Source organism: Corynebacterium sp. BF-R-2 (genome assembly GCF_024586525.1).
In the GTDB taxonomy this organism is placed as follows: Bacteria; Actinomycetota; Actinomycetes; order Mycobacteriales; family Mycobacteriaceae; genus Corynebacterium; species Corynebacterium singulare.
Genome location: NZ_JAMFTP010000006.1, coordinates 28,476 through 41,651, shown reverse-complemented (window position 1 = coordinate 41,651; position 13,176 = coordinate 28,476). Strand labels below are relative to the sequence as shown.

At 62.7% G+C, this 13,176-nt stretch carries 10 protein-coding genes; 7 read left to right on the top strand and 3 right to left on the bottom strand.

Annotated elements, in window-relative coordinates:
- Positions 1–443: 443 nt before the first annotated feature.
- The 3 genes from M5J09_RS05195 to M5J09_RS05185 all read right to left on the bottom strand — a co-directional run bounded on the left by M5J09_RS05195 (position 444) and on the right by M5J09_RS05185 (position 5,044).
- The gene (locus M5J09_RS05195) at positions 444–623 is read right to left on the bottom strand and encodes a PorH family porin (protein WP_042532403.1); all 180 of its coding nucleotides are present in this window, start codon (positions 621–623) and stop codon (positions 444–446) included.
- Between the two features lie 485 nt (positions 624–1,108).
- A complete protein-coding gene (groL, locus tag M5J09_RS05190) occupies positions 1,109–2,758 on the bottom strand; it encodes a chaperonin GroEL (protein ID WP_257157199.1) in 1,650 nt (549 codons plus the stop codon).
- Positions 2,759–3,064: 306 nt separating this feature from the next.
- A complete protein-coding gene (locus M5J09_RS05185) occupies positions 3,065–5,044 on the bottom strand; it encodes an OPT family oligopeptide transporter (RefSeq protein WP_042532407.1) in 1,980 nt (659 codons plus the stop codon).
- Positions 5,045–5,158: 114 nt separating this feature from the next.
- Here M5J09_RS05185 and M5J09_RS05180 point away from each other — a divergent pair, with 114 nt between their 5' ends.
- The 7 genes from M5J09_RS05180 (at position 5,159) to M5J09_RS05150 (ending at position 13,122) form a co-directional block, all read left to right on the top strand.
- Positions 5,159–6,526 (top strand): dipeptidase, encoded by a 1,368-nt coding sequence (locus tag M5J09_RS05180; RefSeq protein WP_042532409.1) that lies wholly within the window; start codon positions 5,159–5,161, stop codon positions 6,524–6,526.
- A 227-nt stretch (positions 6,527–6,753) separates the two neighbouring features.
- Entirely contained in the window at positions 6,754–9,669 is a 2,916-nt protein-coding gene (locus M5J09_RS05175; protein WP_042532411.1) for a Na+/H+ antiporter subunit A, read from the top strand.
- Positions 9,669–10,169, top strand: coding sequence for a Na(+)/H(+) antiporter subunit C (locus M5J09_RS05170; protein WP_042532413.1), 501 nt, complete (start codon positions 9,669–9,671; stop codon positions 10,167–10,169). The genes M5J09_RS05175 and M5J09_RS05170 overlap by 1 nt, the downstream gene beginning before the upstream one ends.
- Positions 10,162–11,958, top strand: a complete 1,797-nt coding sequence (locus tag M5J09_RS05165) for a Na+/H+ antiporter subunit D (RefSeq protein WP_042532415.1) — start codon at positions 10,162–10,164, stop codon at positions 11,956–11,958. The genes M5J09_RS05170 and M5J09_RS05165 overlap by 8 nt, the downstream gene beginning before the upstream one ends.
- The gene (locus tag M5J09_RS05160) at positions 11,955–12,473 is read left to right on the top strand and encodes a Na+/H+ antiporter subunit E (protein WP_257157198.1); all 519 of its coding nucleotides are present in this window, start codon (positions 11,955–11,957) and stop codon (positions 12,471–12,473) included. The genes M5J09_RS05165 and M5J09_RS05160 overlap by 4 nt, the downstream gene beginning before the upstream one ends.
- Positions 12,473–12,745, top strand: coding sequence for a monovalent cation/H+ antiporter complex subunit F (locus M5J09_RS05155; RefSeq protein WP_239180956.1), 273 nt, complete (start codon positions 12,473–12,475; stop codon positions 12,743–12,745). The genes M5J09_RS05160 and M5J09_RS05155 overlap by 1 nt, the downstream gene beginning before the upstream one ends.
- The gene (locus M5J09_RS05150; protein WP_257157197.1) at positions 12,742–13,122 is read left to right on the top strand and encodes a monovalent cation/H(+) antiporter subunit G; all 381 of its coding nucleotides are present in this window, start codon (positions 12,742–12,744) and stop codon (positions 13,120–13,122) included. The genes M5J09_RS05155 and M5J09_RS05150 overlap by 4 nt, the downstream gene beginning before the upstream one ends.
- Positions 13,123–13,176: the final 54 nt, after the last annotated feature.

Here is a 13,176-nt window from a genome sequence, read left to right as displayed (position 1 = left end):
GGCGGCATCACCACACGTAACCCACCACAACTACTGCACTTCTTCCACATGGTGCCCCGAAGATCCAGGGCCTCTAATGACCGGTCCGTACCTGCCACTAACGCCGCGGTACGTTTTCGCAAACAAGTCCCGAAATTCTGGTGTTTACGCTGCCATATTTACGAAAACGTACCGTAGAGCCGACTTCAAGGCCGCACCTCTCGCAAAACATGACAAACCCCGCTCACCCATCGTGGGGAGCGGGGTTTAACGCTTAGTTCTGTATGAACAGCGTACTGCTTAGAGCAGGCCGATCAGCTTGGAAGCGCCCTTGGCAGCGTCGCCGAGGTTGTACAGAACGGACAGGATGGTGCCGAGGATGCCGGTGGAAGAAAGGGTACCCATTGTAAATCTCCTTGGAAGTAAAAGTGTGTGTTCTCAATGCGCCCGAAGGCACATCAGGCTTACTTGGAGGACAGAGCCTCGAGCTTGGAGGTGTCCGGGGCAAACTCGTAAGAGTCACCCTGCTGAACAGCACCAGTAATGGTGTCGAAGGCGCCAGCGAAGCCGCCGAAGAGCTTCTTGATGCCCTCAGCAAAGTCAGCGAAGTTGCCGAGCTGGTCGCCGATGAAAGAAAGATCCATTATGGTCTCCTTTTGTGAAGTCCGGGTAGAAAGTGCCCGGAGGGGGTTTGCGGTTTGCAGACACCCTCAGCGGGCGTCACAAGAAACTATTTTGGCACAGCTCCCCCACATTGCAAGTGGATGGCGGTGTTAATTTTTCGGCCAAACTAGACTCCCACACCAGCATTCAGAAGATGTTATCAATTAACCTAATGTTCACCTTACCTGAGAAAACCCCACTAACTGGGCAAATGCGGAACAGTGGACACACAGATCCAGAATGTGGCCCGAAATACGTAACACCATCCCGTAACCTTCCGATTGAAAGGTGCGCGCAGAACCTGAAAAATCTGGAAAATTTTCTAGCGCACTCCGGAAAAATACCCCCATATAGGGTGGAGAAAAGACACGAAAGTGTCTCAACACAGAGAAAGCTCCCCACGGAAAACCGTGAGGAGCTTTCTCTTTGATATAGCCATCTGGGACACAGCGCCCAGGCATTGGGATTAGAAGCCCATACCGCCCATAGCGTCAGCATCCGGCATACCAGCGCCAGCAGCACCGGCCGGCTCAGGCTTGTCAGCCACCACTGCCTCAGTGGTCAGGAACAGTGCAGCGATGGACGCAGCGTTCTGCAGGGCGGAGCGGGTGACCTTGACCGGGTCGTTGATACCCGCGGCCATGAGGTCGACGTACTCGCCGGTAGCGGCGTTGAGGCCCTGGCCAGCCGGCAGGGAAGAAACCTTGTCGGCAACGACGCCCGGCTCTAGGCCAGCGTTCTGAGCAATCTGCTTCAGCGGTGCAGACAGTGCCTCGCGGACAATCTTGACGCCGGTAGCCTCGTCACCGGTGAGGTCAGACAGGGAATCCAGAACCTCAGCGGCCTGCAGCAGGGCTACGCCACCGCCGGCGACGATGCCCTCCTCCACAGCAGCCTTAGCGTTACGCACGGCATCTTCGATGCGGTGCTTGCGCTCCTTAAGCTCTACCTCGGTGGCAGCGCCAACCTTGAGGACTGCCACGCCGCCGGCCAGCTTAGCCAGGCGCTCCTGCAGCTTCTCACGGTCGTAGTCAGAGTCAGAGTTGTCGATCTCGGCGCGGATCTGCTTGATGCGGCCATCGATCTGCTCCTGGGAGCCAGCGCCCTGAACGATGGTGGTCTCGTCCTTGGTCACAACAACCTTGCGGGCCTGGCCCAGGTACTCGATCTCAGCGGTCTCGAGCGAGAGGCCGACCTCTTCGGAGATGACCTGGCCGCCGGTGAGGATAGCCATGTCCTGCAGGGTGGCCTTGCGGCGGTCACCGAAGCCCGGAGCCTTCACAGCAACGGACTTGAAGGTGCCGCGAATCTTGTTCACGACGAGGGTGGACAGCGCCTCGCCCTCAACATCCTCAGCGATGATGAGCAGCGGCTTGCCGGTCTGCATGACCTTCTCCAGCAGCGGGACGAGGTCCTTAATGTTGGAGATCTTGGAGGAAACCAGCAGGATGTACGGATCCTCCAGGACTGCCTCCTGGCGCTCCATGTCGGTGGCGAAGTAACCAGAGATGTAGCCCTTGTCGAAGCGCATACCTTCGGTGACCTCAAGATCAACGCCGAAGGTGTTGGACTCCTCCACGGTGATAACGGAATCCTTGTTCACGGAACCGTTACCCACGGTGTACATAGCTTCAGCGATCTTCTCGCCGATTGCCGGGTCAGCGGCGGAGATGCCAGCGGTGGTGGCGATCTCTTCCTGAGTTTCTACTTCCTTGGCGGAGGAGAGCAGGGAGTCCACAACCTTCTTGGTAGCGGTCTCAATGCCGCGCTTGATGCCCATCGGGTTGGAGCCAGCAGCGACGTTGCGCAGACCCTCGCGAACAAGGGCCTGGGCCAGAACGGTAGCGGTGGTGGTGCCGTCACCGGCGACGTCGTCGGTCTTCTTGGCTACTTCCTTAACCAGCTCAGCGCCGATCTTCTCGTAGGGGTCCTCGAGCTCGATCTCGCGCGCGATGGAGACACCGTCGTTGGTGATGGTCGGGGCGCCCCAGGACTTCTCCAGGACAACGTTGCGGCCCTTGGGGCCGAGGGTGACCTTGACGGCGTCGGCAAGCGTGTTGAGACCACGCTCGAGGCCGCGACGTGCCTCTTCATCGAAGGCAATGATCTTTGCCATGTGTTTGTGCTCCTTAAGCTTTGTTGAGGACGACACTCACGTCTGATCTATGACGGACGCCCGCGACGGCACGGCTGGCGAGTGTTCTCCAGCCCCAACCACATAGATGACTCGGTTTATTTCTGGCACTTGCCATGTGGAAGTGCTAGCGACCATTCTGGCACTCAGCCCCGTCGACTGCAAGGTTCAACACGAACGCTATAAGCGAACGGGCGGTGCTTCCGCACCGCCCGCGACTACCTCCGCCGAACAACCGGCATGGGTATGTGAGTAGGTATGTGAGTTAAGGGAATAGAAGAGGTTGCCTTACTTCTCCGCAACTGCCTTCTTCGAGGTCCACTTGTAGGACACCGTGATAGCGGCGATGAAGAGCACGACGCCGATCACCTTGGCAGAGGTTCCGCCCTCAAAGATTTCCAGCGGGGACTCGCCGCCAGAGGCCGCGATGATGGCCGCGTTGACCACGCCAAAGAGGGACTCACCCACGATGAGGCCGGTGGCCAGCAGCGTGCCCATGCGCTTGACAAAGTGCGGGTTGGACTGGCGGGCCGACCAGCGGTTGTACACGTAGCCCAGGATGGCACCAATAGGCACCACGATGGTGATGGCGGCCGGCAGGTACATGCCCATGCCCACGGCCAGCGGGGACAGGGAGTACTTGTCCGTGAACTTGCGCAGGCACTCATCGATCACGATGATGACGGCGCCAATCGCCGCGCCTAGGCCGATGAGGTCCCACGGCAGAGAGCTATCGAAGATGCCGGAGGCCACCGAGGACATGAGCGCTGCCTGCGGGGCGGCCAGGGCATCCTCGCCGGCGCCCTCCATGCCCTGGAAGCCGAAGCCGGTGAGCATGACCTGCAGGATCGGCGGGATAACCAGGGAACCGAAGATGACGCCAATGATGAGCGCGACCTGCTGCTTCCAGGGCGTAGCCCCGACCAGCTGGCCGGTCTTGAGGTCCTGGAGGTTGTCGTTAGAGATGGTGGCGATGCCGAAAACAATCGCCGCGGTAAACAGCGTGTAGGCCACGAGGGACAGCGGCTCGGCGTCGGTGCCGCGAGTCACCAGCGCGATGATGAGCGCGGCGACGATGACGGCGATAATGCCAATGGAGGAAATCGGCGAGTTCGACGCACCGATAAGGCCCGCCATGTAGCCGCACACCGAGGCGATGACGAGCCCCACCAGCAGCGTAAAGAGTACAGACACGGTAATGAGCACCGCCATGTGCTCGTGAATATCGGTGCCGCGCACGAAGTTCCACAGCAGCAGGCCGATGGGGATCATGAGGGCAACGATGGTGCCAATGACGTAGGGCGCCGGAATGTCGCGCTCCTCCACGTCCACCTGCTGGCCGCTCTTGCGGTGGCGGGAGGAGGCGAAGGACTCCGCCATGCCCTTCGCAATCGGACCGGCAATCTTGATGAGCGTCCACACGGCCGCGATGGCCATGGTGCCCACGCCGATGAAGCGGATGCGGCCGGAGAACACGCTATCCACGGTGTCCATGAGGGTGGCCGGATCTCCCAGAGCCTCACCGCCGGTGAGGATGGGCAGCAGAATCAGGTAGGAGATGACCACGCCGACGAGCATGGCGATACCCACCGCCAAGCCCACCAGGTGGCCCACGCCAATGAGCGCCAGGGACAGCGAGGAGCCCAGGGTGGTGGCACCGGAGCCGAGCTTGAAGTACGCCGCGACTTCCGACGCCGCCGCCTTCATCGCTCCCAGCAGCGCCATCACTGCAGACAGGATGCCGCCGAAGACGATGACGTGCAGGCCCTTGGCGTTTTCCTCGTGAGCAACATCGCCCTCCACACCGGAGCTATCGCCCACCTTGAGGACCTCGGCCGCGGCCACGCCCTCCGGGTACGGCAGGTCGGAGCCAGTCACCAGGGCGCGGCGCAGCGGGATGGAGTACATCACGCCCAGCACACCGCCGATGGCGCACACCGCCGCGGTATCGACGAAGGAGAATCCCTGCCAGTAGCCCACCATCACCAGGCCCGGAAGCACGAAGATGATGGCGGACAGGGTGCCGGCGGCCGACGCGATGGTCTGCACAATGTTGTTTTCCTTGACATTGTGACCGGCAAAGCGGCGCAGCACGGCCATGGAGATCACCGCGGCCGGGATGGAGGTGGCAAACGTCAGGCCCACCTTGAGGCCCAGATAGACGTTGGCCGCGGTAAAAATCAGCGTGATGAGTCCACCGATGATGATGCCGCGCAGCGTGAGCTCGCGGAGCGTGGACTGGGAACCTTCGGCGGTGGTAGTCGCCATGTCAGGTCCTTTCTAATGCAATATGGAGTGAACCTTAGAAAGTCTAGTATGCCGCGGCCGCTACACCTAGCCAGTAGGCCCGGCGCCCAGCCCGCACAGGGTACGTTGGAAGCCATGAGCAACATTTCTGAATTCATCGCTTCCGACCGCGAGAACATCTTTAGCCAGCTCAAGGAGCTGGTGTCCTTCAACTCCGTGCACAACGAGCCGGGCTTGGAAGACCAGACTGCCAAAGCCGCTGAGTGGGTCAGCAACGCCCTGTCTACTGCGGGCCTTGAGCCGCAGTCCATCACTACTGCCGACGGCTCCACCGCCATCCTGGCCACCCGCCCGGGCAAGGAGGGCGCGAAGACGGTGCTGCTCTACTCGCACTACGACGTTGTCCCCGCCGGCAACCCGGAGGCGTGGGAGTCGGATCCGTTTACCCTCACCGAGCGCAATGGCCGTTGGTACGGCCGCGGCGCCGCTGACTGCAAGGGCAACGTGGCCATGCACCTGGCCGCCCTGCGCGCCCTAGATGCGAATGGCGGCACCGACCTCAACCTCACCGTCCTCATCGAAGGCTCCGAGGAGCGCGGCGGCGAGGGCCTGTCCGCACTCATTGAGGAGCGCCCGGAGCTGTTCGCTGCCGACGCCATCCTGATCGCCGATGCCGGCAACGCCAAGGCGGGCGTGCCGACGTTGACCACCTCCCTGCGCGGTGGCTCCCAGATCAACGTCAAGGTCTCCACTCTCAACTCGGCAGTGCACTCCGGCCAGTTCGGCGGCGCGGCTCCCGACGCCGTCAAGGCTCTCATGCGCGCGCTGGACTCCCTGACGGATGAGTACGGCCGGACGACTATCGACGGCGTCGATTGTGACGGCACCTGGCCCCTCGCCGCCGGCCAGGACACCGCCTACACCGAGGAGGACTTCCGCGCCGACGCGCAGATGCTCGACGGCACCGAGGTCATGGGCGCCCACGACCCTGCAGGCGCCACCGCCATCGCGGACCTCATCTGGGCCCGCCCGGCCATCACCGTGACTGGCTTTACCTCTACCCCGGTGGCAGAAGCCGTCAACGCGGTGCCGGCAACCGCGGAGGCCAACCTGAACCTGCGCACCCCGGCCACCATGGACCCGCAGACCACCGCCGAAGCCGTAGCAGAGCACCTCAAGAAGCACGTCCCGTTCGGCGCGCACATCGAGGTCACCATCCTGGAAGCCAACCTGGGCTTCGAGACGGACCCGGAGAAGCCCGCCGTAGCGTTGCTGGGCCAGTGCCTGGGTGAGGCCTACGGTTCCGAGGCCATCACGCAGGGCATGGGCGGTTCCATCCCGCTGACCGTGGAGTTGCAGGGCAAGCACCCCAACGCTGAGATTGCTCTGTTTGGTGTGGAGGAGCCGCAGGCTACGATCCACTCCGCCAACGAGTCCGTGGACCCGACTGAGATTGAGAACATTGCGATCGCTGAGGCTCTCTTCCTCCAGCGTTTCGCTTAAGCGGCACTATCCCGCCCGACAGAGCCATCCGCCGGGCGCGGGCTCGCTTTTCTTCTGGATGCGTTGGTGGCGACGTGGCGGAACGCCAGCAGGAGACACAGATATAACTGTATGAAACGAAAATGTGAAAATTGGGATTTCAGACTGTATCGTAAGCATTAGTGAACGCCCGCCGCTGCGGTGGGTTTTGCCCAGTCCCCGACAAGGAAAGGACGCCACGCGACCTCGTGCTCACTCTCTTCAGCGCCTTGGTACTTACTACCATCGCCGCTCCATTCCTCCTTTTCTATCTCGGCCGCCGCGCCTTCGGCCTCCTTGCCGTCGTGCCCGCGGTGGGCTTCTTTTGGGTGCTCCAACAGCTCACCACCGGAACGCTGCGCGACGGCAACCAGCTGGCATACGACCTCAACTGGATGCCCGCCGCGCACCTAACGATTAACCTGCGCATGGACGCGCTTTCCGCGCTGTTCAGCCTCATCATTTTGGGCGTGGGCGCGCTGGTCTTGCTGTATTGCTGGGGCTATTTCGACCACTCCCGGCGCCGCCTAGCCCTCTTCGGCAGCCAGATGGTGGGCTTTGCCACGGCCATGTACGGCCTGGTCATTTCCGATAATTTCCTGCTGCTCTACGTCTTCTGGGAAATCACCTCCTTGCTCTCCTTCCTCCTCGTGAGCTATTACGGCGAGCGCGCCTCATCCCGGCGCTCAGCGCAGCAGGCACTCATGGTCACCGTCCTCGGCGGCCTGGCCATGCTCGTGGGCATTACCCTCCTCGGCCGCCAGACCGGCGCGTGGTCCTTCAGCGATATCGCCGCCACCGAGGACCTGGCCAACACGCCTTTCCTCACCGTGGCCATCGTGCTGATTCTCTGCGGTGCGCTCTCCAAATCCGCCATCGCCCCCGCCCACTTTTGGCTGCCCGGCGCCATGGCCGCGCCGACCCCGGTCTCTGCTTACCTGCACTCCGCGGCGATGGTGAAGGCCGGCATCTACCTCGTCGCTCGCCTAGCGCCTTCGGTACATGACATCCCCACCTGGCACCTCGTGGTCATCCCCTTGGGTGCTTTCACCATGTTGCTCGGTGGCTGGATGGCGCTCAAGCAGCGCGACCTGAAGCTGGTTCTGGCCTACGGTACCGTCTCGCAGCTGGGTTTTATCACCGCCATCATCGCCATCGGCTCCCGCGAGGCCATGCAAGCAGGACTGGCGCTGACCTTCGCGCACTCCCTCTTCAAAGCAGCGCTCTTCATGATCGTCGGCGCCATCGACCACTCGGCGGGCACGAGGGACATCGACAAGCTGGCAGGCCTGGGCAAGAAGAAACCCGCGCTGTGCATCCTGGCCATCCTCCCCGCGATGTCTATGGCCGGTATCCCGCCGCTGCTGGGCTTCGTGTCCAAGGAGGCCACGCTCGAGGCGATCATGCACGAGGAGCTCTTGGTCGGCATGCCGCGCAACATGCTGCTCGTGACGGTCGTCGTCGGCTCCGCGCTGACCATGGCCTATGCGCTGCGCTTCCTCTGGGGCGCGTTCTCCTCGAAGGGGCAGGAGGAGCCCTCTGAAGCGGTAGCGAATATGCACCACATCGGCCCCTTCCTGTGGATCCCGCCGACGGTGCTGACTCTGCTGACCATCTTCTTTGGTCTGCTGCCGCTGCCTTTGTCCCACGGCATCACGCAGCACCTGGACAACACCTTTGGCGCGAAGCACGCGTCCGAACTAGCGCTATGGCATGGCTTCACCATCCCGTTGCTGCTCTCCGTGGTCATCATCGTCGCCGGTTCTCTCCTGCACTGGCAGCGCCAAGCCCTCACGAAGGCCCAGTTCACCTACCCGGCCTTGGGCTCGGCCGATGACTCCTACGACGCCGTCATCAACGCCCTGCGCCAACTCTCCCTGCGCATCACCGCTTCCACGCAGCGCGGTTCGCTGCAGTTCAACCTCACGGTCATCTTTGCCACCCTCATGGTGCTGCCCATCGTCATGCTCATCCGCGGCGACCTCACCAACGTGCACATGATCGTGGCCGAGAACCCCTGGCAGGCCATCGCAGCGGTGGTCATCATCATCGCCGCCATCGCCGCCACGGTGCTGGATAACCGCCTCTCCGGCGTCATCCTGGTGGGCGCGACGGGCTACGCCTTGTCCTTCATCTTTGCGCTTCACGGCGCGCCGGACTTGACGCTGACGCAGCTCCTCGTGGAGACCATCATTATGGTGCTCTTCATGCTCGTGCTGCGCCGCATGCCGGCGAATACCGAGTGGAAGCAGGACCCCAAATCCGGCCGCCTGCGCGCGTGGCTGGCGGTGGGCGTGGGCCTGGCCGTCACCGTGGTCGGCATGTTCGCCATCAACGCCCGGCGCGAGGAACCCATCTCGCAGTACATGCCGGAATTGGCCAAGGAGATCGGCCACGGCGCCAACACGGTCAACGTCTTGCTCGTGGACCTGCGCGCGTGGGATACCTTCGGCGAAATCACGGTGCTCATCATCGCGGCGACGGGTATCGCCTCGCTGATCTACCGCACGCAGAGTTTCACCCGCTCCTCCCGCCGCCCGACCTTGCAGGTCACCGGCCGCCGCTGGCTGGCCGCGGGCGTGGAATCGGAGAAGGCGCTCAACCGCTCGCTCATGGTGGACGTGAGCACCCACATCCTCTTCCCCTCGATGATGGTGCTCTCCCTGTACTTCTTCTTCGGCGGCCACAACGCCCCCGGCGGCGGTTTTGCCGGCGGCCTCGTGGCGGCCTTGGCGCTGATTCTGCGCTACCTGGCCGGCGGGCGCGCGGAGCTCGATGAGGCGCTGCCTCTCGACGGCGGCCGCACCATGGCGGTCGGCTTGCTGCTCTCCCTCAGCGCAGTCATCACCCCGATGCTCTTGGGCTACCCGCCGCTGACCACCGGGTACACAAAGGTCGGGGTGCCACTCATCGGTGATGTATCCCTGCCTTCGGCGCTGATTTTCGACGCCGGCGTCTACCTCATCGTCGTCGGCCTCACGCTCTACGTCCTGTCCTCCTTGGGCGCCAAGCTCGATGAGGAAGAAGAGATGCGTAAGCAACGCGCCCGCGACCGCTCCTTGGCACGCCGCACGAAAGAAAAAGAGAAAGAAAAAACTGCCACCGCAGAGAAAGGACACGCCTAATGGATGCCAACCTCATGCTCCTGCTCGCTGCGGGCGTGCTCTGCGGCGCCGGGGTGTACTTATTGCTGGACCGCGCGATGACCAAGATGCTGCTCGGCATCTTGTTGCTGGGCAATGGCGCGAACCTCTTCGTGCTCATGGCCGGCGGCAAGGCGGGCTCGCCGCCTATCGACGGCCGGACCTCCCTGCCCTATGGCGAAGAAATCGCCGATCCGCTGGCCCAGGCGATGATCCTCACCGCGATCGTCATTTCAATGGCGCTGACCGGCTTCATCCTCACCTTGGCCTACCGCCAATACCGCTACCGCACCGCGGACGTGATTGAGGATGACACCGAGGACACCGCCATCGCGGCGATTGCCTCGCGCCCGGGCAATGCCTCGGCCGCCCCCGACCACGACGCCTCCAATGATCCGACCACCGGCCGCACCACGAAGGAAGGCGATATGTTTGGCCCCGAGTTCTTCGAGGCTCCCGTGAAGGAGGCCACCGATGAGTGAAACTATCTCACCCCTGGTGGACCTGCTGCTGCCCTACGTCAGCTTCCTGATCCCCCTTCCGATCATCATCCCCGCACTGGCGGCCGCGTTGGCGATGCTCTTTGCGCGCAATGCTCATGCGCAGCGCCGTATCGCCTTCTTCTCCCTCCTCACGCTGGCCGCGGTCAACGCCGCACTGATCTTCATCGCGGATACCACCGGCATCCAGACCCTCCAGGTGGGCGGCTGGGACGCCCCGGTGGGCATCACGCTCGTGGCGGACCGTTTGTCCACGGTCATGCTCTTTACCTCCTCCGTCGTCCTGTTCTCCGTCATGTGGTACGCCATCTCACAGGGCGTGCGCGATGGCATCAAGGACGAACCGGTGGCGGTATTCCTGCCTAATTACATGTTGCTGACCATGGGCGTGAACGTGTCCTTCCTGGCTGGTGACTTGTTCAACCTCTACGTAGGCTTCGAGATCTTCCTCGTGTCTTCCTACGTGCTGCTGACCCTCGGCGCATCGCCTGCGCGCGTGCGGGCGGGCGTGGGCTACGTCATGGTCTCCATGGCTTCCTCGCTCATCTTCGTGCTGGCCTTGGCCTATGTGTACGCCGCAGTGGGCACGATGAACATGGCCCAGATCGGCATCCGGATGGAGGACATCCCAGCCGGTACCCGCACCGCGGTCTTCTCCGTGTTGCTCATCGCCTTCGGCATCAAGGCAGCCATCTTCCCACTCGATGCCTGGTTGCCGGACTCCTACCCCACCGCGCCCTCGCTCGTCACCGCGGTCTTCGCGGGCCTGCTCACCAAGGTCGGCGTCTACGCCATCATCCGCGCGCGTACCTCCATCTTCACCGGCGGCGGGCTCGACGGCCTGCTCATGTGGGTCGCGCTGGCCACGATGCTCGTGGGTATCTTGGGCGCCATCGCGCAATCGGATATCAAGCGCTTGCTGTCCTTCACCTTGGTCAGCCACATCGGCTACATGGTCTTCGGCGTTGCCCTCGGTACCGCGCAGGGCTTGTCGGGCGCCATCTTCTACGCCGTCCACCACATTCTGGTGCAGACCGCACTCTTTCTGGTGGTAGGCCTCATCGAGCGCCAAGCCGGCACATCCTCGCTGCGGCGCTTGGGCTCGCTGATTTATTCCGCGCCACTCATCGCCATTTTGTACTTCATCCCGGCCATGAACCTGGGCGGCATCCCGCCCTTCTCCGGCTTCCTGGGCAAGATCATGTTGATTCAGGCCGGCGCGAACGAGGGTTCCTGGATGTCGTGGGTCCTCATCGGCGGCGCTGTCCTCACTTCGCTGCTGACCCTCTACGTCATGATCCTCGTGTGGGCCAAGGGCTTCCTGCGTGATCGCAGGGATGCCCCCGAAGGCAACCTCGCCATGGCGCGGCCCTCCCCGCTCGGGGAGGTCACCGAGTACGTCGAATTCGAGGAGCGCGCCGATGTCGGCCGCGTACCCTTCGGCATGCTGGCCTCCACGTCCCTGCTCGTCATCGCCTCGGTCTCGATGACCTTCCTCGCCGGCCCCATCTCCGGGGTCACCACCCGCGCGGCGACGTCCGCGCAAGATGAGTCCATCTACCGCTACGCGGTATTGGGGGATTCCGCCGAGGACCCAACGCGGCACTTGGACCCCGCCGAACGCTACGAGGAGGGCGCCGATTCGCGGAAGAACCGCAGCGAACCCCTCCCGGATCCGGAGCCGGTGGCGCCGACAACGAGGACGTCGCCAAGCGCCACGCCCGCATTGCCCACCTCCGTGGATAAGGAAGAAGAGGAGGTTTCGCGATGAGATTCTCCGGAATTAAGCACCGCTTCCGCCCGTGGTTCATGGTGTGGATCATCGTCATGTGGTGCATGCTCATGGGTGAAGTCACCGTGGCGAACCTGGTGGGCGGGCTGATAGCCAGCCTGTTTATCGTCTTCGCGCTGCCGCTACCGGCGATGCCCGTGGCGGGGATTTCGGTGAGCTGGGGAAAGCTTTTCATCTTCATGGTGCAGTGGTTTGTGGAGCTGATGGAAGCTTCCGTCAAGGTGGGCTGGCTGGCGGTGCGCCCGCAGGAGGTGCCCAAGACGGCGATTGTCAGGCTCCCGATGCGCTTGGAGAATGAGTTCGTTCTGGCGCTGGCGGTCAGCCTGTACAACCTGCAGCCGGGCGGTACCGTATCCGATATCGATATTGCGAACCGCATGCTCACCATCCACCTGCTCAACGCCGACTCCGAAGGAGACCTCGAGCGCGAAATCGCCGCCGTGCGCAAGCTGGAGGCAGACATGATTGCCATCTTTGAAAGGAGCCACCTCTAATGGATACGGGACTCTATAACATCCTGCTCACCGCGGCTGCTGGCTTCCTTGTGGTGGCCTTCCTCATCACGACGTGGCGCATCGTGGTCGGGCCAAACTCGCTCGACCGGCTCGTGGCCATGGACGGTTTCGTGGCCATGTTCCAATGCGCCATGGCCACCTACATCTGCTGGAGCCTGGACACCACGGTATCCAACGCGATGCTCGTCGTGGCGCTGTTGGGTTTCATCTCCACGGTATCCGTGACGCGTTTCAGAAAGAGGGATTCATGAGTTACGCACTGATTGCCGATGTCCTCTCAATCATCCTCATCCTCGCCGGTTCGATTCTCACGTTGGCGGCAGCGATCGGCGTCGCGAGGTTCAGCGACACCATGGCGCGCGTACATGCCATCTCGAAACCGCAGACGACCGGGCTCATCTTCACCATCCTGGGCGCGCTCATCAAGGTGACGGGCTCGGAGGACTTCAGCGTGGCTGGGCGCGGTGACTTGGGTATTCTCATCCTGCTCGTGCTCTTTGCCATGATCACCAGCCCGGTGACGGCCCAGCGGACCTCGCGTATCGCTCGCCGCGAAGGCCTCTACGGCCCCGCGGAGTCCATGTCGCGCAACGAGCACCCGGCTACGCGCTCCATGCGCCGCAAGTAGTTAACGGTGGTTCGTTCCCCTTCGATGAAAGACCCCTACTATATTCTCCTAGGG